The 21,248-nt window shown below is 71.0% G+C and carries 14 protein-coding genes; 2 read left to right on the top strand and 12 right to left on the bottom strand.

Annotated features, from left to right (window positions below):
- Positions 1-26 precede the first annotated feature (26 nt).
- Positions 27-866 (top strand): DUF3097 domain-containing protein, encoded by an 840-nt coding sequence (locus G3I71_RS40680; protein WP_164323171.1) that lies wholly within the window; start codon positions 27-29, stop codon positions 864-866.
- A 123-nt stretch (positions 867-989) separates the two neighbouring features.
- Here G3I71_RS40680 and hemW read toward each other — a convergent pair whose 3' ends face one another.
- From hemW to lepA, 4 genes are all read right to left on the bottom strand, one after another.
- Positions 990-2,222 (bottom strand): radical SAM family heme chaperone HemW, encoded by a 1,233-nt coding sequence (gene hemW / locus G3I71_RS40675; RefSeq protein WP_164323169.1) that lies wholly within the window; start codon positions 2,220-2,222, stop codon positions 990-992.
- Between the two features lie 88 nt (positions 2,223-2,310).
- Positions 2,311-4,395: a SpoIIE family protein phosphatase gene (locus tag G3I71_RS40670; RefSeq protein ID WP_203732666.1), complete on the bottom strand. Its 2,085-nt coding sequence runs from the start codon at positions 4,393-4,395 to the stop codon at positions 2,311-2,313.
- Between the two features lie 492 nt (positions 4,396-4,887).
- The gene (locus G3I71_RS40665; RefSeq protein ID WP_164323166.1) at positions 4,888-6,762 is read right to left on the bottom strand and encodes an AMP-dependent synthetase/ligase; all 1,875 of its coding nucleotides are present in this window, start codon (positions 6,760-6,762) and stop codon (positions 4,888-4,890) included.
- Positions 6,763-7,116: 354 nt separating this feature from the next.
- Positions 7,117-8,991 carry a translation elongation factor 4 gene (gene lepA / locus G3I71_RS40660; RefSeq protein ID WP_164323164.1) on the bottom strand — a complete coding sequence of 625 codons (1,875 nt, stop codon included), beginning with the start codon at positions 8,989-8,991 and terminating at the stop codon, positions 7,117-7,119.
- A 318-nt stretch (positions 8,992-9,309) separates the two neighbouring features.
- Between lepA and rpsT the strand changes: the two genes are divergently transcribed.
- Positions 9,310-9,576 (top strand): 30S ribosomal protein S20, encoded by a 267-nt coding sequence (rpsT, locus tag G3I71_RS40655; protein WP_164323163.1) that lies wholly within the window; start codon positions 9,310-9,312, stop codon positions 9,574-9,576.
- Positions 9,577-9,939: 363 nt separating this feature from the next.
- Here rpsT and holA read toward each other — a convergent pair whose 3' ends face one another.
- From holA to leuS, 8 genes are all read right to left on the bottom strand, one after another.
- Entirely contained in the window at positions 9,940-10,929 is a 990-nt protein-coding gene (gene holA, locus G3I71_RS40650; protein WP_203732664.1) for a DNA polymerase III subunit delta, read from the bottom strand.
- Positions 10,930-11,041: 112 nt separating this feature from the next.
- Positions 11,042-11,287, bottom strand: coding sequence for a hypothetical protein (locus G3I71_RS40645; protein ID WP_164323159.1), 246 nt, complete (start codon positions 11,285-11,287; stop codon positions 11,042-11,044).
- Positions 11,288-11,327: 40 nt separating this feature from the next.
- Positions 11,328-12,173 (bottom strand): arylamine N-acetyltransferase, encoded by an 846-nt coding sequence (locus tag G3I71_RS40640; RefSeq protein WP_164323158.1) that lies wholly within the window; start codon positions 12,171-12,173, stop codon positions 11,328-11,330.
- A 4-nt stretch (positions 12,174-12,177) separates the two neighbouring features.
- A complete protein-coding gene (locus G3I71_RS40635) occupies positions 12,178-14,715 on the bottom strand; it encodes a ComEC/Rec2 family competence protein (protein WP_164323189.1) in 2,538 nt (845 codons plus the stop codon).
- A 131-nt stretch (positions 14,716-14,846) separates the two neighbouring features.
- Entirely contained in the window at positions 14,847-16,025 is a 1,179-nt protein-coding gene (locus tag G3I71_RS40630; protein ID WP_164323156.1) for a ComEA family DNA-binding protein, read from the bottom strand.
- A 142-nt stretch (positions 16,026-16,167) separates the two neighbouring features.
- A complete protein-coding gene (locus G3I71_RS40625; protein WP_164323154.1) occupies positions 16,168-17,013 on the bottom strand; it encodes a DegV family protein in 846 nt (281 codons plus the stop codon).
- A gap of 81 nt (positions 17,014-17,094) precedes the next feature.
- Positions 17,095-17,865, bottom strand: coding sequence for a hypothetical protein (locus G3I71_RS40620; protein WP_164323153.1), 771 nt, complete (start codon positions 17,863-17,865; stop codon positions 17,095-17,097).
- Between the two features lie 202 nt (positions 17,866-18,067).
- On the bottom strand, positions 18,068-20,950 hold the full coding sequence (leuS, locus tag G3I71_RS40615; RefSeq protein WP_164323151.1) for a leucine--tRNA ligase: 2,883 nt from the start codon (positions 20,948-20,950) through the stop codon (positions 18,068-18,070).
- Positions 20,951-21,248 lie beyond the last annotated feature (298 nt).

The raw sequence follows: 21,248 nt of genomic DNA, 5'->3' as shown, positions 1-21,248 counted from the left end.
CGGCCGCTTCTCCTATCGTCATCCGAATGCGCCAGTACTCTCCGGACCTGACCCCGCCGTGGAAGAAGCCCAAGCCCGTACCGCAGGTCCCGGCGGATCCCGGCCTGGTGGTCGAGGAGCCGGGTACGGGCTTCTGCGGCGCGGTGATCCGCTGCGAGGCGGGCACGGTCACCCTGGAGGACCGCTTCGGCAAACACCGTGTGTTCCCGCTGGAGCCGGGCGGCTTCCTGCTGGAGGGCAAGGTGGTGACCCTCGTACGCTCCGCCAGGTCACCGTCATCGATGGCGTCTTCCGTACGTCCGTCCCGTACCGCTTCCGGGTCGGTGGCGGTTCCCGGTGCCCGGGCGCGAGTGGCGCGTGCGGGGCGGATCTATGTCGAGGGGCGTCACGACGCCGAGCTGGTCGAGAAGGTGTGGGGGGACGACCTGCGGGTCGAGGGCGTGGTCGTGGAGTACCTGGAGGGCATCGACGACCTGCCCGCGATCGTGACCGAGTTCGCCCCGGGCCCGGACGCCCGCCTGGGCATCCTGGTGGACCACCTGGTGCCGGGCACGAAGGAGTTCCGGATCGCACGGTCGGTGACGAGCGAACACGCGCTGGTCGTCGGGCATCCGTACATCGACGTGTGGGAGGCCGTGAAGCCGGCGTCGCTGGGCATCCCGGGGTGGCCCCGGATCCCGCACGGACAGGACTGGAAGACGGGGGTGTGCAGGCAACTGGGCTGGCCGGAGAACACGGGCGCGGTGTGGCGGGCGATCCTGGCGCGGGTGGGTTCGTACCGGGACCTGGAACCGGAGCTCCTGGGCCGCGTGGAGGAACTGATCGACTTCGTCACAGCACCGCCCTCCAGCCCGTCCGGCGCTTGAGCCTCCAGCCCGTCCGGCGTTTGAGGACGAGGCCCCTTCAGGGCCGAAGCGGGGGTCTGGGGGCGGCAGCCCCCAGGAACAGGATGGGACGGGTAGGGGCGGCGGGGGCGAGAAACCGCCCCCTCAGTCCACCAGGTCCCGAACCACCGCATCCGCCAGCAACCGCCCCCGCAACGTCAGCACCGCCCGCCCCTCCCCGTAAGGGCCGGCCTCCAGCAACCCCTCCCCCAACGCCCGCCCCGCGGCCACCAGCCCGGCGTCCTTCAGCAGCGCCAACGGCACACCCTCCCGCAGCCTCAGTTCCAGCAGAATCCGCTCCACCCGCCGGTCCTCCTCCGACAGCACCTCACGCCCCGCCCCCGGCGACCGCCCCGCCGCCAGCGCCCCGGCGTACGCCCCCGGATGCTTCACGTTCCACCACCGCACGCCCCCGACATGGCTGTGCGCCCCGGGCCCCGCGCCCCACCAGTCGGCGCCGCGCCAGTACAGCTCGTTGTGGAGGCACCGGGCAGCCCGCGAAGTCGCCCAGTTGGACACCTCGTACCACTCGTACCCCGCCGCTCCGAGCACCTCGTCCGCGATCAGATACCGGTCCGCGTGCACGTCGTCGTCGGTCATCGGCACCTCGCCCCGGCGGATACGCCGAGCCAGCTGCGTACCCTCCTCCACGATCAGGGCGTACGCGCTGACGTGATCCGGCCCGGCCCCGAGCACCGCCTCCAGCGAGGCCCGCCAGTCGTCGTCGGACTCCCCCGGGGTGCCGTAGATCAGGTCGAGGTTCACATGTTCGAACCCGACGGCCCGCGCCTCCGCGACACACGCCTCGGGGCGCCCCGGCGTGTGCGTACGGTCCAGCACCTTCAGCACGTGCTGCTTCGCGCTCTGCATCCCGAACGAGATCCGGTTGAAGCCGCCCTCGCGCAGGGTGGCCAGATACCGCTCGTCCACCGACTCCGGATTCGCCTCCGTCGTCACCTCCGCGTCCGCCGCGAGGCCGAACTCGTCGCGGATCGACCGCAGCATCCGTACGAGATCGTCGGCGGCCAGGAGAGTCGGCGTACCGCCTCCGACGAACACCGTGCGGACCTGGCGCGGATCGTCGCCCAGCACCTTCCGCGCCAGCCGTACCTCGTCGGTCAGGGTGTCCGCGTAGTTGTCGCGGGAGGCCAGGACACCGCCCGTGCCGCGCAGCTCGGTCGCCGTGTAGGTGTTGAAGTCGCAGTAGCCGCAGCGGGTCGCGCAGTACGGGACGTGGAGGTAGAACCCGAGGGGACGGTCCGCGGCCCCGGCGAGCGCGGGGGCGGGCAGGGCACCGTCTTCGGGGACGGGTTCACCGTCGGGGAGTGCGGAGGGCATGTCCTCCATTGTCCAGCACCGGCGAGGCGGGCCCGCCCGACGGACCCGACACCCTGGCCCATGCCCTGCCCGACTCCCCGGGCACGGGTCACCCGCCGAGCGTTTCCGCCTGCAGCACCAGCAGTGCCAGATCGTCCTCCGGCGGCTTCTCCCCGAACTCGTGCACGAGCCGGCGGATACGTTCCGCGATCAGCTGCGCGTTCAGCCCGGCGCAGTCGGCCAGGGCGGTCGCCAGCCCGTCGCCGTCGTCGAACTGGCGGGGCCCGCAGCGGCGCTCGGTCACGCCGTCGGTGACACACAACAGGCTGTCGCCGGGCCGCAGTTCGAAGCTCCCGCTCGTGTACGTCTCGTCCTCGACGACCCCGAGCAGCGTCTGCGGTTCGGCGGCCGTACGGACCTCACCGCTGGCCCGGAGCACCAGGGGCAGCGGATGTCCGGCGGAGGCGAGCGTGCAGCGCACGCCTCCGTCGAAGGGCGCGAGTTCGCCGTACAGGAGGGAGAGGAAGCGGGTCTGCGGCCCCTCGCCCGGCCTTACCGCACCCGGGACGACGACACCGGTGGGGACGGCCGAACCCACCGCCCCCACCGGTACCGCGGGACGCACGTCCGCCGCGACCAGCGCGCGGGCCGCCGCGTCCGCCGTCTCCGTGGCGTCGTCGAGGAGCAGCTGGTTGAGGCGGTCGAGGACGTCGGCGACGCGGTAGCCCTCACGGGCGAGCAGCCGCAGCCAGGGGCGGGCGAGGCCGATCACCACGGCGGCCTCCGGACCCTTGCCCTGGACGTCGCCGACGGCGAAGCACCAGCGGCCGTCGCCGGCCGGGAAGAGGTCGTAGAAGTCGCCGCTGGGCCCGCCCTTGTCGCAGGGTTCGTAGACGAGGGCGCTGCTGACGCCCGGGATCTCGGCGACGGCGCCGGGCAGCAGCCCGCGCTGGAGGATCCGGCTGATGGTGGCCTGGCGGGCGTACTGGCGGGCGGCGCCGATGGCGAGCGCGACGCGGCGGCTGAGATCCTCGACCAGGCCGGTGACCTCGTCGGGGAAGCGGATCGTCCCGGCCCGCCCGATGACCAGCGTGCCGAGCGGCCGGCCGCCCGCGACCAGCCGGTAGGCGAGCGCGGAACCGCTCTCCCCGCGCCCGCCGAGCGCCTCACCGGGCCAGGGCACGGCGACCGGCCCGGTTCTGGTGGTGTCGGGCGGGCGCGGCGGGTCCTTCTCCAGGGCGCGGCGCAGCTCCTCGATACGGTCCTCGCTGCCGTGCCAGACCCGGGCGAGCCGCGGCCCGGGCCCGGTGTATCCCCCGTCCCCGCCGCCACCTCCGCCTCCGTCGCCCCAGCTGCCGCGTCCCATGGACTCGTCCTCCAGCCACACCGCGCACCAGTCGGCGAGGCGCGGCACGAGGAGCTGTCCGGTGAGCGCGGCGACGAGGTCCTCGTCGAGCTGCCCGGCGAGCAGGTCGGAGGCCTCGGCGAGGAAGGAGAGGGCGCCGTGATTGAGCCACTCCTGGTCGCACGGGCCGCGCTGCGGCTCGGGAGCGAGGTTCTCGGCGACCCGTAACCCGTGCCCGAGGGCCTGGGTGCCGGCGTACGGGTCGAGGTCGTCGTCGACCGTCATGCCTTCGGCGGGCAGCCGCGCCCAGACGGTCTTGATGCCGGTGCGGTAGGTGACACCCCAGGCCTCGGCGAGTACGGATACGAGGCGCAGGCCACGCCCGTACTCCGGTATGTCGTAAGGGAGTTCGACACCGCCGTCCCGGGGCGCGCGGGAGGGATGGTGATCGGACACCTCGACGACTAGCGCGACACCGACGCCCGCCTCCTCCTCTTCCCCCGCTCCCCTCTCCCTCTCCCCCTCCGGTTCGTCCGGCGTCTCCAGGCGGCACTGCAGCTCCACGTCCGTCCCCGCGTGGACGACGGCGTTGGTGACGAGTTCGCTGACGACCACCATGGCGTCGCCGGTGAGCCGGTCGGACAGGGCAGCGGCGCCGGGCAGGCCGAGCCGGGCCCATTCGGCGAGGGCGGCGCGTACGAGGCCACGGGCGGCGCCCGGCGCGAGGGGGCCGCCACCGAGCGTGGCGTGCACGACCGCACGCCGGTCCACGCCCCAACGCGCGGGCGTGGCGGGCGCACGGGACGGCGCACGGGACACGGTCTCCCGTTGCGTCGGAATGACCCCCATGGGCAACTCCCCGGGCAGCTCGTACGAATACACCTCAGTGGACGCGGACAGAGTGACAGACCGACCACGCCCATAAGCGCCGAGTTACGAAGTGAGCCGCATAAGCGAGAACAGTGATACGGAAGTGCTCTAAGACGGACAGATTCGGGCATCCGATCTACGTCGACTGCTCGCCCCGACGACAACGGCCCGGGAAGTCGACTTCGCGAAAGCGCCGAAACCCGGCCACGGTCCGACGGCGGACACGCCAAAGTTCAGCGCCTGTCGGGCAGTTGACGGGATGTGATGTGACCCGACCGGTCAACGCCATGCCCGTTCAGCTCTTCGCCTTCACCGACGAGGGAACGGGTGCGGGCACTGGGTCACCTGGCAGACGGGGGCCGACTGTCCGGGCCCCAGGGGCGGGGGGCTGGTGGCGGCTCCGCCACCGCGCGCGACAAGCGCACGACGGACCCGCAGCCGCCACCAGCCCCCCGCCCCTCCGCTTCCGCGCTACGCCTCGCGCGACCCCGCGTACATCTCGTCGATCAGATGCTTGTACTCCCGCTCGACAACCGGACGCTTCAGCTTCAGGCTCGGCGTGATCTCGCCATGCTCGATATCAAGGTCCCGCGGCAACAACCGGAACTTCTTGATGGTCTGCCACCGCTGAAGCCCCCCGTTGAGCTCCTTGACGTAGCCCTCGATGAGAGCCACCGTCCCCGGCGCGGCGACAACCTCCGCGTACGACTTCCCCTCGAGCCCGTTGTCCTTCGCCCAGCCCAGGATCGACGGCTCGTCGAGCGCGATGAGGGCCGTGCAGAAGTTCCGGTCGGCGCCGTGGACGAGGATGTTGGAGACGTACGGGCAGACCCCCTTGAACTGTCCCTCGACCTCGGCGGGCGCGATGTACTTGCCGCTGGACGTCTTGATGAGGTCCTTCTTGCGGTCGGTGATCCGCAGATAGCCGTCGGGAGACAGCTCACCGATGTCGCCCGTGTGGAACCAGCCGTCGGACTCCAGCACCTCGGCGGTCTTCTCGGGCAGGCCGTGGTAGCCCTCCATGATGCCGGGCCCGCGCAGCAGGATCTCGCCGTCGTCCGCGATACGCACCTCGCTGCCGGGGAACGGCTTGCCGACCGTGCCGGTGCGGTAGGCCTCTCCGGGGTTGATGAAGGAGGCGGCGGAGGACTCGGTGAGGCCGTAGCCCTCCAGGATGTGGATGCCGGCACCGGCGAAGAAGAAGCCGATCTCGGGTGCGAGGGCGGCCGATCCGGAGACGCAGGCGCGCAGGTTGCCGCCGAAGGCCTCGCGGATCTTGGCGAAGACGAGCGCGTCGGCGACCTTGTGCTTCGCGGAGAGGGCGAACGGCACGGAGGCGGTGCCGGTGCGCCGGAAGTTGTCCTGGCCGGCCTTGGCGTACTCGCGGGCGACCTCGGAGGCCCACTGGAAGATCTTGTACTTGGCGCCGCCACCGGCCCGCGCCTTGGCCGCGATCCCGTTGTAGACCTTCTCGAAGATGCGCGGCACGGCGGCCATGTACGTCGGCCGCACGACCGGAAGGTTCTCGATGATCTTGTCGACCCGGCCGTCGACGGCGGTGACGTGCCCGACCTCGATCTGACCGGAGGTCAGCACCTTGCCGAACACGTGCGCCAGCGGCAGCCACAGGTACTGAACGTCTTCCGCGCCCACCAGCCCGGTCGCGGCGATCGCCTTCGCCATGTACGACCAGTTGTCGTGCGGCAGCCGGACCCCCTTGGGGCGGCCCGTCGTACCCGAGGTGTAGATGAGGGTCGCGAGCTGGTCCTTCGTGATGGCCCCGACCCGCTCCTTGATCAGGTCCGGGTGCTTCTCCAGATACGCGGCACCGCGCTGCTCCAGCTCGGCGAGGGTCAGCACCCCCTCGCCCGTCTCGACACCGGCCGGGTCGATGACCACGACGTGGGTGAGTTCGGGCAGCTCGGCGCGCTTCTCCCGCACCTTGGCGAGCTGGGTCACGTCCTCGGCGATCAGCACCTTGCTGCCGGAGTCGGAGAGGATGAAGGCCGACTCGTCGGTGTTGGTCTGCGGATACACCGTGGTCGTGGCGGCGCCTGCGCACATGATGCCCAGGTCACCGAGGATCCACTCGACGCGGGTCGCGGAGGCGAGCGCGACGCGCTCCTCCGGCTGTACGCCCAGTTCGATGAGGCCTGCGGCAATGGCATAGACGCGTTCGGCGGTCTGCGCCCAGGTCAGCGACTTCCAGTCGTCGGGGCCCTCACCGGCGGCCGGGGGTACCGGGTAGCGGTAGGCCTCGGCGTCCGGCGTGGCAGCCACGCGGTCCAGGAAAAGACCGGCGACGGACGGCGGACGGTTCTCGATCAAGGTCTGTGTGTCGCTCACGACATCCTCCGGGGCCCGCGGCAGTGCGGCGGCTGGCTCATTTGCGGCTGTTGTTACTGCGTCTTCCCGGGGGACGGCCCCCGGACCCCCAGCAGAAAAGCAGGTCAGCGGGGGTGTGACCGACTTGCACATCACGAGGCGAACCTGAGTGACTCGCGAGTAACTACCGAGCAGAGATCAGAGTAAGGCGCGACCGCCCGGCGCGTAAGGGGCGACGGCCTGTCACTTCCTACAGAGAGCGACTGTTCGCTTCCCCTCCCTTCCCGCAGGCCCGACGGTACGCACACGAAGGGGGCCCGCCGCGTTCCCACGCGCCGGGCCCCCTTCGTCCCGATTCCCACGGGCCGGTGTCGGCTACTTCTTGCCCTTGCCCGACCCCGCGTTCTCGTCGCTCGACAGGACGGCGATGAAGGCGTCCTGCGGAACCTCCACAGAGCCCACCATCTTCATCCGCTTCTTGCCCTCCTTCTGCTTCTCCAGCAGCTTCCGCTTACGCGAGATGTCACCGCCGTAGCACTTGGCGAGAACATCCTTGCGGATGGCGCGGATGGTCTCGCGGGCGATGACCCGCGACCCGATGGCCGCCTGGATGGGGATCTCGAAGGCCTGGCGCGGGATCAACTCACGCAGCTTGGCAACGAGCCGTACGCCGTACGCGTAGGCCGCGTCCTTGTGCGTGACGGCGGAGAAGGCGTCGACGCGGTCGCCGTGCAGCAGGATGTCGACCTTCACCAGCTGAGCGTCCTGCTCTCCGGTGGGCTCGTAGTCCAGGGAGGCGTAGCCGCGGGTCTTGGACTTCAGGTTGTCGAAGAAGTCGAAGACGATCTCGGCGAGGGGGAGCGTGTAACGGATCTCGACCCGGTCCTCGGAGAGGTAGTCCATGCCGAGAAGGGTGCCGCGGCGGGTCTGGCAGAGCTCCATGATCGAGCCGATGAACTCGCTGGGGGCGAGGACCGTGGCCCGGACGACCGGCTCGAAGACCTTGTCGATCTTGCCTTCGGGGAACTCGCTCGGGTTGGTGACCGTGTGCTCCTTCCCGTCCTCCATGATCACGCGGTAGACCACGTTGGGCGCGGTGGCGATGAGTTCGAGGTTGAACTCGCGCTCCAGGCGCTCACGGATGACGTCGAGGTGCAGCAGGCCGAGGAAGCCGACGCGGAAGCCGAACCCGAGGGCCGCGGAGGTCTCCGGTTCGTAGACCAGGGCGGCGTCGTTGAGCTGGAGCTTGTCCAGCGCCTCGCGGAGGTCGGGGTAGTCCGAGCCGTCCAGCGGATAGAGGCCCGAGAAGACCATCGGCTTGGGGTCCTTGTACCCGCCGAGGGCCTCGGTGGCGCCCTTCTCCTTGCTGGTGATCGTGTCACCGACCTTGGACTGACGGACGTCCTTCACGCCGGTGATGATGTAGCCCACCTCGCCGACGCCGATGCCGTCGGCCGAGGTCATCTCGGGGGACGAGACGCCGATCTCGAGGAGCTCGTGGGTGGCGCCGGTCGACATCATCTTGATGCGCTCGCGCTTGTTGAGCTGCCCGTCGATGACGCGGACATAGGTGACCACACCCCGGTAGGAGTCGTAGACCGAGTCGAAGATCATCGCGCGGGCGGGCGCGTCCTTGACGCCGACCGGGGCCGGGACGTCGCGGACGACCCGGTTCAGGAGCGCGTCCACACCGATGCCGGTCTTCGCCGAGACCTTGAGCACGTCCTCGGGCTGGCAGCCGATGAGGTTGGCGAGTTCCTCGGAGAACTTCTCCGGCTGGGCGGCCGGCAGGTCGATCTTGTTCAGCACCGGGACGATGGTGAGCTCGTTCTCCATCGCCAGGTACAGGTTGGCGAGGGTCTGGGCCTCGATGCCCTGGGCCGCGTCGACGAGGAGAACGGTGCCCTCGCAGGCTGCGAGCGACCGCGAGACCTCGTACGTGAAGTCGACATGTCCCGGGGTGTCGATCATGTTCAGGACGTGAGTCCTGGCCTGACCGTCCCCGTCGGTCGGGGCCCACGGCAGGCGCACCGCCTGGGACTTGATCGTGATGCCGCGCTCGCGCTCGATGTCCATGCGGTCGAGGTACTGGGCGCGCATCTGCCGCGCATCCACCACGCCAGTGAGCTGGAGCATCCGGTCGGCGAGCGTGGACTTGCCGTGGTCGATGTGCGCGATGATGCAGAAGTTGCGGAGCAGCGCCGGGTCGGTACGGCTCGGCTCGGGCACATGGCTAGGGATCGCGGGCACGCAGGGTCCTGATTCTTGAGGCGTCCGCAGTGTCTGCGGTCTCGGGTCGGATCGATACGTAGGCTCCATGGTCCCACGGGCGGGGAGCAGGGACCGGTTTGGTCGGTTTCGCACGGTCCGGCCGAGTCCCCGACCGGGGGCCCGACAGCCGGATTGGGCTGTCCGGAAGGCGGCTGGTAGCCTGGATCGTTGTGTCTCATGCCCTCTCAGCAGGAGACACACGTGCGGTGAAACGCAGCAGAACGCAGTGAAACAAAGAAGCAATCAAACGGCGTGTGAGGCATGACCTCGTGCGCCTGAACCTGAAAAGGCTCATTCGTGGCGAACATCAAGTCCCAGATCAAGCGGATCAAGACCAACGAGAAGGCCCGGCTGCGCAACAAGGCCGTCAAGTCCTCCCTGAAGACCGCGGTCCGCAAGGCCCGCGAGGCCGCTGCCGCCGGTGACGTCGAGAAGGCCACCGAGGCTCAGCGCGCTGCCTCGCGTCAGCTCGACAAGGCCGTCGCGAAGGGTGTCATCCACAAGAACCAGGCCGCCAACAAGAAGTCGGCGCTTGCTTCCAAGGTCGCCACCCTCAAGGGCTGAACCGCTCTCTCCTTGATCTGATCCAACCGCCGGAAGGACCCAGCGGGCCCTCTCTCCCGCTCCCACCCGGCAACCCCGGCTCCACGCACGACCTGCGTTCGCCACGCGGGCGTGAAGCCAATCAGAACGTTCCGTCCGAGGGCCCCGTCCACCGTCCTACCCCAGGACAGCGACGGGGCCTTCGGCATGAGCGCGGACGCGCCCTACAGCGCGGGCGGTATCCCTCCAGCGCCGGCCCGCACCATCAGCCCGTCCGGCGTTTGAGGACAAGGCCCGTTCAGGGCCGGAGCGGGGGTCTGGGGGCGCAGCCCCCAGAAAGGGATGGGACGGGTAGGGGCGGCGGGGGCGAGGAAAAACCCACCCCTATCCACGCCCCCGAGACCGAGCCGCCCGGGCAATCACCACAACCGCCTTCTCCAACGCGTACTCGGGATCGTCCCCACCCCCCTTCACTCCCGCGTCAGCCACCGCCACCGCCCGCAACGCCTCAGCAACCCCATCCGGAGTCCACCCCCGCATCTGCTGCCGCACCCGATCGATCTTCCACGGCGGCATCCCCAGCTCCCGAGCGAGATCCGCCGGCCGCCCACCCCGCGCGGAGGACAGCTTCCCGATCGCCCGCACCCCCTGCGCCAGCGCACTGGTGATCAGCACCGGCGCCACCCCGGTCGACAACGACCAGCGCAACGCCTCCAGCGCCTCCGCCGCCCGCCCCTCGACAGCCCGGTCGGCGACCTCGAAACTCGACGCCTCGGCCCGGCCCGTGTAGTACCGGCCGACCGCAGCCCCGTCGATCGTCCCCTCGATATCCGCGACCAGCTGACTCACCGCGGCCGCCAGCTCCCGCAGGTCGCTCCCGATCGAGTCGACGAGCGCCTGGCAAGCCTCAGGCGTGGCGGATCTCCCCGTCACCCGGAACTCCGACCGCACGAACGCCAGCCGATCCGCCGGTTTCGTCATCTTGGGACACGCCACCTCCCGCGCCCCCGCCTTGCGCGCCGCGTCGAGCAGCCCCTTGCCCTTGGCTCCCCCCGCGTGCAGCAGCACGAGGGTGATCTCCTCCGCGGGCGCCCCGAGGTACGCCTTCACATCCTTGATCGTGTCGGCCGACAGATCATGCGCGTTGCGTACGACCACGACCTTGCGCTCCGAGAAGAGCGACGGACTGGTCAGCTCGGCCAGGGTGCCCGGCTGCAACTGGTCCGAGGACAGGTCTCGTACGTCCGTGTCGGAGTCGGCGGCCCGGGCGGCGGCCACCACCTCCTGCACGGCACGGTCGAGCAGGAGGTCCTCCTGGCCCACAGCAAGCGTGACAGGGGCGAGAGGGTCGTCATGTGCGGTCTTCTTGGCCATTTCCGAAAGCATCCCACGAGCCACTGACAACGCCGCCGCCCACCGAGCTCACCGAAGCCTCCGTCGGACCGATACGGCCACCGCTACGACCACGCCTACGGTTTCTCACGCACTACGGCTCCTCACGCCACCCCTCCCACTCCCCCGCGAACTCGTCCAACTCCTTCGGATCCAGCCGCCCCGCCTCGTCCCGCAGCACCACAAGCCACTGCGCGTCCTCCGCGTCGTCCTCGCCGGCCAGCGCATCCCGTACGAGCTGCGGCTCCTCAGCAAGGCCGAACCGGTCACGCAGCGCCTCCACCAAGGCCTCGGCGGCATCACGGTCGGGCAGTACCAGCACATGTCTCACATCGCTCACGGAGACATTTTCCGCTACCACGAAGCCCGATCCAGCCGCCTCAGCAACCCCCATCAGGTTTCCGAACCGTCGGCACCACGGACACCTCCACCCCGAACCGCTCCCGGTACGCGGAGAGCACCTCTCTGTCCGCCCCCAGCTCCCTCACCTCCCGCTCTCCACCCGGCGCCGTCACCGTGAGACTCCGGCCGCCGAGCGTGATCCTCCCTCCGTCCTCCGTGACCCGCGAACAGACCAGGGACTTCGTGAAGTGCGACTCCGGTGAGGTGCTGTGCCACCAGGCCCCGGCCACGAAATCCCCGAGCACACGCGGCCGCAGCTCCAGCCGGTACCGACGACTGCCGTCCCGGACCACGTCCAGGTCCCCCGCGCCCGAGTCCCCGTCCACCCCGCCACCCCGTGCTCCCGCCGCGTCCGGCCCCGCCTCGACGATCCGGAACGTGCCGCCCGGATCCTCCTGCTCGCGCCGCTGCCCGATCGCCAGCGGACAGTGACTGTGCGCCCCGAAGCCCACGTCGACCAGCCAGTCGCCCCCGTCCCCCGTCCGCACCCGCAGCGCCAGATGGTCGTAGGGGATCCCGAGCCGCTCCTCGTCGCCGTACACCCGCGCCGCGAGCAGCGTGACGTCGAAATCCAGCGCCGTGAGCAACGCCCCGAAGACACCGTTCAGTTCGTAGCAGAACCCGCCCCGGCGGGCGCCCACCACCTTGTCGAACAGCCGGTTCTCCTCCAGGACGATGTCCTCGCCGAGATGGATCGAGAGGTTCTCGAAGGGCACCGACACCAGGTGCCGCAGTTGCAGCTCGCGCAGTACGTCGAGGGTGGGCGACGCCGGGCGCTCGGCGCCCAGCCGACGGAGGTAGGCATCAGCCTGTGCGGAGTCCATGGCCTCAGTCTCTCGCCACCCGCAGCTCCCGGCCCGCGCCGACAACCGCCAGCGCCCCGTCCTCGTCCGTCCGCAGCACCACGGCACCCCCGTCCCTGAGCGCCGCCACCGTGCTGGGAGCGGGATGCCCGTACGTGTTGTCCGCGCCGCACGAGATGAGCGCCAGCCTCGGGGCCGCCGCCCGTATGAGGTCGGGGTCCTGATAGGCCGACCCGTGGTGGGCGACCTTGAGGACGTCCACGGCACGCACCTGCGCAGCGGCCGGTGAGCTCAACAGCGCCCGCTGGGCCGGGGGTTCGAGGTCTCCGAGGAGCAGCAGGCGCAGCCCGGCCGACCGAACGAGCAGCGTGACACTGGCGTCGTTGGCGCCCTCCGGCTCGGGTGCCGGGGCCGGTCTCGGCCACAGCACCTCCCAGTCGAGGTCACCTGTCCGCCGCCGCTCCCCGGCGAGGGCACGCGTCACCGGGATATGCCGGGCCGCCGCCTCCCGCAGCACGAACTCCGCCTGGTCCTCGGGCTCCTCGAACCCCGTTGTCTCGATGGCGCCCACCGAGCGCCCGCGCAGCACGCCGGGCAGCCCCGCGACGTGGTCCGCGTGGAAGTGGGTGAGGATCACGAGGGGCACCTTGGTGATGCCGAGTTCGCGCAGACAGTGGTCGACCAGTGCCGGGTCCGGTCCGGCGTCCACGACCACACCGGTGCCTTCCCCCGCCGCGAGCACGGTCGCGTCACCCTGGCCCACGTCGCACATCGCGAACCTCCACCCGGGCGGCGGCCACCCCGTGATCACCCTGGTCAGCGGCGCCGGCCGTACCACCACCAGGAGCAGCAGCACCCCGCAGGCCGCGCACCACCAGGGATGCTTCAGCAGGCGCGCGCCGGCGAACACGACGAGCACCATGCACAGCCCCAGCAGCAGTGCGCCCGTCCAGCTGCCCGGCCAGTCCACTCCCCCGCCGGGCAACGCCGCTCCTGTACGGGCGATGTCCACGATCCAGCCCGCAGGCCAACTCGCGCCCCAGGCCAGCACCTTGGCCACCGGCATCGCCACCGGCGCCGCGGCCAGCGCAGCGAAGCCCAGCACGGTGGCCGGAGCGACGGCGAACTCCGCGAGCAGATTGCACGGCACCGCCACCAGGCTCACCCGCGCCGACAGCACGGCCACGACGGGCGCGCACACGGCCTGTGCGGCACCGGCCGCGGCCAGCGCCTCGGCCAGCCGCGGCGGCACCCCGCGCCTGCGCAACGCCGGGCTCCAGCGGGGCGCGAGGGTGAGAAGTGCGCCGGTGGCGAGGACGGAGAGCAGGAAGCCGTAACTCCGCGCCAGCCAGGGGTCGTACAGCACCAGCAGCAGAACCGCTGTCGCCAGCGCCGGGATCAGTGACCGGCGGCGCCCGGTCGCGAGGGCGAGCAGCGCGACGGATCCGCAGGCCGCGGCCCGCAGCACACTCGGGTCGGGTCTGCACACGACGACGAACCCCAGGGTGAGCGCGCCGCCGAGCAGTGCGGTCGTCCGGAGGGAAATGCCCAGGCGGGGTGCGAGGCCACGTCGTTCCACCTGCTGGGCCAGGGCGGGCGGGCCGATGAGCAGGGCGAGGAGGATCGTGAAATTCGCCCCGCTGACAGCCATCAGATGCGTGAGGTCGGTCTCCTTGAACGCCTCGTCGAGCTCGGGTGTGACGCGTGAGGTGTCCCCGACGACCAGCCCGGGCAACAGCGCCCCCGCATCGGTCGGCAGGTCCTCGGTGGCGTCCCGCAGCCCCGCCCGCAGCCGCCCCGCGAACCGCTGCGCCGCCGACGGCTCCCTCACCACCTCCGGCGCCGCCCGATCCCGTACCCGCAGCACGGCCGCGACCCGGTCGCCGCCCGTCAACGCCGGCACGAGCCGTCCGGTCACCCGCAGCCGTGTGGACGGCAACAGCCCCAGCCAGGGCGAACGCTCCGGCCCGTCGGCCGCCTTCGCCGCCCGGCCGAACGGTCCCGTCTTCCTCGGCTTCGCGCCCATGTCGACGGTCACGAGCACGGGCGTCCGAGTCGCCACCGTGCTTCCGTCCGTCTCCTCGATCCATCGGACATCGGCGTCGAGCAGTACGGCGGTCGGCAGGGCGTGGGCGCCCTGGACGCGGGGCCGAGTGAGCCGCGGATCGGAGGTGACCTCCAACTCGGCGGTCACATGGGCGTACTGCCGCGCCAGCCCCGGTACCGGCCCTCGCCGCAGATCGGCCCCGTGCAGCCCGGCGGAGACGGCGGCCGCGGCGACACAGAGCAGCACGGCAGCCACGGAGACCCGCGACCAGCTGCCCCACCGGGGCTGTCCCGCCGACGGGAGACCGGGGCCCCCGGAAGTGCGACGGGCCAGCAGGAGCAGGCCCGCCACGACCGAACAGACGACCGCGACGCCGGTGACCCAGCCGGGCGGGACATCCAGCGCCAGTGCCGCCGTCGCCCAGGCTGCCAGCGCGGGCGGCACCAACCGCAGGTCGGTCGGCCCTTCCTGCCGGGGATTGGCTTCCCCCAGCCGTTTCCCCGAGGCCGCGTGCACGGACCGGCGGGCGCGGGGTTCTCGACGGACGGGGGTGACCTCGTCGTCGAACGTGCGGGGCTCTTCCTGTGCCGGCCCGGCCACGACACGCCCAGGCGGGCCTTCGGACTCCGATGAGAGCGGTACCCGACTCATGGCTGCACAAGGTTTCGCAGGTCGGCGAAGCGGCGGTCACCGATGCCGTTCACATCACGCAGTTCGTCCACGGACCGGTACCCGCCGTGCTGGGTGCGGTAGTCGACGATGTGCTGCGCCAGCACAGGACCGACCCCCGGCAAGGTGTCGAGCTGGTCCGTGGTGGCCGTGTTCAGCGAAACAGGCGCCGCCGGTCCGGCCCCCACCCCGCCCACGGAGCCGCCCGCTCCCCCACCCGAGCCCACCACACCGCCCACGACCGCCCCCGGTACGACGGGCACAGCCCCTCCGACCACCACCTGCTCGCCGTCGACGAGGAACCTCGCGCGGTTGAGCCCGTCGGTCTTCGTACCGGGACGCACCCCACCCGCGGCCAGCAAGGCATCGGCGACCCTGGATCCGGCCGGCAGCCGATGGACCCCCGGCTCCCGCACCTTGCCGCTGACGTCCACCACGATCTGGGCCCCGGCCGTTCCCACGACGCTCCGGGGACCGGCCGTGCCGCCCGCCCGCGCCGCCGCGAACGGAGCCGCCGCCCGCACCACCTCCGGCGCCCGAACGGGCTGGGTGCGCCCCGTCCAGAAGTGCTGCGCGGCAAGCGCCGCGGCAGCGACCAGCACCACCGTGAGCGCCACCACGCTCCGCCGCTCCAGACCGCACCGCACCTGCAACCACACGGGCATCCGCTCCCGCATCGCAAGCCCGGCCCGCTCCTGCCAAGCCCCGTCAGCCCGACCGCCCGCGCCCTCGCCCACCGCACCGGCGCCGGCACCCCTCCCCGGAACGGCAGTCGCACCATCACCGACCCCACCGATGCCCTCGCCCCCGCCCTCGCCCCCGCTGGCTCCGGCTCCGGCTCCGGCTCCGGCTCCGGCATCCTCACCAGATACCCCACGCCTCACCGTCGGCCTGGCGGACGGCACCTCCTCCCCGTCGTCCACCGCCCCCGCAGCCCGCTCACCCCCCGGCGGCCCGTTCCCCAACTCCCTTCGTTCCAGTGCTTGTCCGCCGAAGAGCACCTCGGCCCGTCGGCGGATCTCGTCGGCCGACGCCTGATGTTGCCGGGCCCTGCTGCGGGGACGGCGATGACCATGGCGGACGCGGCCGTCGGACAGCGGCCCGCGACCCGGGCCGCTGGTCGGAGTGGTTGCGCGTGAGTGCGATCGAAGTGCCATGCGCCGAGGATGGGGCAATCCACCACACTCGCGATGATCTTGCTCAATTCCGGTGGATTACCAGCCGGTTGTGGATAACTCCGTCACTCACACGAGTGCCGCGCACAGGCCGAAGACACCGTCAGAAGCCCCGCAGGACCCCTCACCGAGGCGAAACAATCACTCCCAGCAGCCCAGGCCCCGTATGCGCCCCGATCACCGCCCCGATCTCGCTCACGTGCAGTTCGGCCAGCCCCGGCACCCGTTCCCGCAACCGGTCCGCGAGGGCCGCTGCCCGGTCGGGGGCTGCCAGATGGTGAACGGCGATGTCGACCTGCGCGCCGCCCGCCTGCTCGGCGACGATCTCCTCCAGGCGGGCGATGGCCTTGGACGCCGTCCGTACCTTCTCCAGCAGCTCGATACGGCCCCCGTCCAGCTGCAGCAGCGGCTTCACCGCGAGGGCGGAGCCGAGGAGGGCCTGGGCGGCACCGATCCGACCGCCACGCCGCAGATAGTCCAGGGTGTCGACGTAGAAGTAGGCGGACGTGCTCGCGGCCCGCTTCTCCGCGGCGGTGACGGCCTCGTCCACCGTGCCGCCCGCTTCCGCCGCCTCGGCCGCGGCCAGTGCGCAGAACCCGAGGGCCATCGCCACCATTCCGGTGTCCACCACCCGCACGGGCACCGGCGCCTCACGGGCCGCCAGGACAGCTGCGTCGTACGTGCCCGAGAACTCGGCGGAGAGGTGCAGCGAGACGATGCCGGTGGCACCGGACTCGGCGACCTTGCGGTAGGTCTCCGCGAAGAGCTGGGGGCTGGGGCGCGAGGTGGTGACGGAACGGCGCTTCTGGAGTGCCTGGGCCAGGGACCGGGCCGAGATCTCGGTGCCCTCTTCGAATGCCTGGTCACCGAGGACCACGGTCAGCGGCACCGCGATGATGCCGTGGCGCTCCATCATCAGCGGCGGCAGGTAGGCCGTTGAATCGGTGACGATCGCGACATGGCGGGACATGAGCTGGAGGTTACCTGCCGTAGCTCGTGGGCGGCAGCCCGCCCCTTTCACCTGCGACGGGACCGGAGTCGGTCCGCCGGATCAAGTCGTGCTCTCGGGACGGGGTTTCTTCTGCCAGGGGTAGACGGGCTGCTGGACCGGCGGAGTGATGGCCGGCCGGGTCGGTTCGGCGGCCCGGCGCGCGCCGGGGTTGTCCGGCCAGGTCTGCTGCGCCGCAGCGCCGTCTGCGGCCGGGGCCTCGGGCCACGGCGGCGGAGCGGGTGCAGGGGTGGGAGTGGGAGTCGGTGTCACGGTAGGCGTGGGCTCCGCGGTCGTCCAGTGCCGCAGGGCGCCCGCCTCGACGTCTATCTGTGTCCTCAGGGCGTCCAGGTCGTCGCCCGCGAAACGGGTGGCCCGGTCCCGGGCCGCCCAGCGCAGCGAGTCGGCCGCCTGCGTGATCTGGTCGGTGCGCTCGCGCAGGGCGGGCAGTCGTGCGACCAGCGTGGCCCGGTCGGGCTCGGACTCCAGCCGCTTCAGCTCGGCGTCCAGCTCGTGGCCGTGCGCGCTGAGCCGCTCGAAGAGGCCGAGGGACTCCTTGAGGGACTCGTCCTCGGACACGCCCGCGTGCAGCGCGTCCTGCGTGGCACGCATCGACGTACGCAGTTTGAGCCTGAGCTGGGCCAGCTCGCCGGCCGGGCCGGGCTGGGCATACGTCTTGGCACGCAGTGTGGTGTCCTCGACCGTGCGGCGGGCCTGCGAGATCGTCCGGTCCACGCCTCTCTTGGCCGCGCCGACCACCTTCACGGTCGCGTACACGCCCAGCACCACGAACAGCAGGAAGAGCAGGGCGACAACTGCGACAGCGGCTTCCACGACGCTCCTCCTCGTACCGGTCGCGGCCTTCGTGCCGCTCTTCAACGGTAAACGCAAAGGGCAGGCCCGGAGTTCCAAAAGAACCCCGAACCTGCCCGTAGGGGACTACCCCGAGCGACTTGGCGGACCGCCCACTCCTGCGCCCGCGCCGACACCCGGCCGGTGCCGGCGCCCGCACCGGCGCCCGCACCGGCGCCCGGCGCTACGCCGTGACGATGTTGACCAGCTTCGGTGCCCGCACGATCACCTTGCGGATCCCCGCGCCGGCCAGCGCCTCCACGACCTTGTCGTCCCCCAGTGCCACCTTCTCCAGCTCGTCGTCGGAGATCGACGGCGAGACCTCCAGGCGCGCCTTGACCTTGCCCTTGATCTGCACGACGCAGGTCACGCTCTCGTCCACGACGTACGCGGGGTCGGCGACCGGGAAGTCCTGGTGGACGACCGAGTCGGGGTGGCCCAGCCTGCGCCACAGCTCCTCGGCGATGTGCGGGGCCAGCGGCGCGACCAGCAGTACCAGGGCCTCGGCGACCGTGCGCGCGACCGGACCGCCCGCCTTGGTCAGGTAGTTGTTCAGCTCGGTGACCTTGGCGATGGCGGTGTTGAACCGCAGGCCCTCCAGGTCCTGACGGACTCCGTCGATCGCCTTGTGCAGGGCACGCAGTGTCGCCTCGTCGGCCTCGGTGTCGACAACGGTGACCTCACCGCTGTCCTCGTCGACGACGTTGCGCCACAGCCGCTGCAGCAGCCGGAACTGGCCCACCACCGCGCGCGTGTCCCACGGCCGCGACACGTCCAGGGGACCCATCGCCATCTCGTACAGGCGCAGCGTGTCCGCCCCGTACTCGGCGCAGATCTCGTCCGGAGTGACCGCGTTCTTCAGGGACTTGCCCATCTTGCCCAGCAGTCGGGAGACCTTCTCGCCCTGATGGAAGAAGGCGCCGTCGCGCTCCTCCACCTCGGCGGCCGGGACGGCGATTCCGCGGCTGTCGCGGTACACGAAGGCCTGGATCATGCCCTGGTTGTACAGCTTGTGGAACGGCTCGACCGAAGAGACGTGCCCCAGGTCGAACAGCACCTTGGACCAGAAGCGCGCGTACAGCAGGTGCAGTACGGCGTGCTCGGAGCCGCCGACGTACAGGTCGACGCCACCGTGGGGCTGTCCCTCGCGGGGGCCCATCCAGTACTGCTCGATGGCCGGGTCGACCAGCTTCTCGCTGTTGTGCGGGTCCAGGTAACGCAGCTCGTACCAGCAGGAACCGGCCCAGTTGGGCATGGTGTTGGTCTCGCGGCGGTACTTCTGCGGGCCGCGTCCGTCACCCAGGTCCAGGGTGACGTTGACCCAGTCCGCGTTGCGCGACAGGGGCGTCTCGGGCTCGGTGTTCGCGTCGTCCGCGTCGAATGTGCGCGGCGAGTAGTCCTCGACCTCGGGCAGCTCCAGGGGCAGCATCGACTCGGGCAGCGAGTGGGCGACGCCGTCCTCGTCGTAGACGATGGGGAAGGGCTCGCCCCAGTAGCGCTGGCGGCTGAACAGCCAGTCGCGCAGCCGGAAGTTGACGGTGCCGCGGCCGATGCCCTTGTGCTCCAGCCACTCGGTGATCCGCGCCTTGGCGTCGGCGACGGCCAGCCCGTCCAGCGAGATGTCACCGTTGGCCGAGTTGATGATCTTCGCGTCGTGCGCCCCGAAGGCGTTGTCCCATGTCGAGGTGTCGGTGCCGCGCCCGTCGGTCGGCTCGACGATGCAGTGGATCGGCAGCTCGAAGGCGCGCGCGAACTCGAAGTCGCGCTGGTCGCCGCAGGGAACGGCCATGATCGCGCCGGTGCCGTAGCCCATCAGGACGTAGTCGGCGATGAAGACGGGGATCCGCTCGCCGTTGACCGGGTTGGTCGCGTACGAGCCGATGAAGACACCGGTCTTGTCCTTGGCCTCGGCCTGGCGCTCGACGTCCGACTTCGAGGCGGCCTGGGCGCGGTAGGCGGCGACGGCCTCGGCGGGCGAGGCGTGGCCGCCCGTCCAGACGTCGTGGGTGCCCTCGGGCCAGGCCGCCGGGATCAGCTTCTCGACCAGCGGGTGCTCGGGCGCCAGGACCATGTAGCCGGCGCCGAACAGGGTGTCCGGGCGGGTGGTGAAGACCGTGATGGCCTCGCCGTCCGCCGGGAAGCCGACGTGGGCGCCCTCGGAGCGGCCGATCCAGTTGCGCTGCTGCAGCTTGATGGCCTCGGGCCAGTCCAGCGCGTCCAGGTCGTTCAGCAGCCGGTCGGCGTAGGCGGTGATGCGCATGTTCCACTGGCGCAGCTTGGCCTTGAAGACGGGGAAGTTGCCGCGCTCGGAACGGCCGTCGGCGGTGACCTCCTCGTTCGCCAGTACGGTGCCCAGTCCCGGACACCAGTTGACGGGCGCCTCGGAGGCGTACGCCAGGCGGTACTCGCTCAGGACGTCGGCGCGATCGGTGGCGGTCAGCTCGTTCCACGCACGCGCGTGGTCACCGGGTACGGCGCGTTCGCCGCTCTCGAACTCGGCGATCAGGGCGGCGATCGGGCGGGCCCTGTCCGCCTCCTCGTCGTACCAGGAGTTGAAGATCTGCAGGAAGATCCACTGGGTCCACTTGTAGTACTCCGGGTCGATCGTCGCGAAGGACCGGCGCCTGTCGTGGCCCAGGCCCAGCCGGCGCAGCTGGACCTTCATGTTCGCGATGTTGGCCTCGGTGGACACCCGGGGGTGCGTGCCGGTCTGCACGGCGTACTGCTCGGCGGGCAGGCCGAAGGCGTCGAAGCCCAGGGTGTGCAGGACGTTGTGGCCGGTCATGCGCTGGAAACGGGCGGACACGTCGGTCGCGATGTAGCCCAGCGGATGGCCGACGTGCAGACCCGCACCGGAGGGGTACGGGAACATGTCCATGATGAACTTCTTGGGCTTGGCGACCAGCTCGGGGTCGCCCGCCAGGTCACCGGTCGGGTTGGGGGCTGCGTACGTGCCCTCGGCGTCCCAGAAGTCCTGCCAGCGTGCCTCGATGTCGGCCGCCATGGCGGCCGTGTAGCGGTGCGGCGCCGCGACCTCGGCGGCGGCAGCGGGGTTCGTCTCGCTCATGGTCTCAAAGCTCCATCGATCGTCTCTGCCAGCGGCCTGGAAATGAAAAATCCCCTCGCACAGGAGGGGACGCCGCGCCGATGCCGACCACGATTCGTCAGTGGTCGGGACTGATCAGCGCGGCTCGCTAAGCAGAAGGCGTACGGCACGCATGGCGTCAGGGTACCGCAGCCGTCGAGCGCGCCGCGACGGAGTTCCCGGGGTGCGCGGCACCGGGTGCCACGCCCGGGAAGAGTCCTGAAAGTCCCCACAGGACCCCCACACGACACTCCCACGACCCTCTTGGACCTCAGGGGGA

The sequence above is a fragment of the Streptomyces sp. SID12501 genome, assembly GCF_010550245.1.
GTDB lineage: Bacteria > Actinomycetota > Actinomycetes > Streptomycetales > Streptomycetaceae > Streptomyces.
The sequence above is the reverse complement of the archived record's forward strand: the minus strand, read 5'-3'. Positions and strand labels throughout refer to the sequence as shown.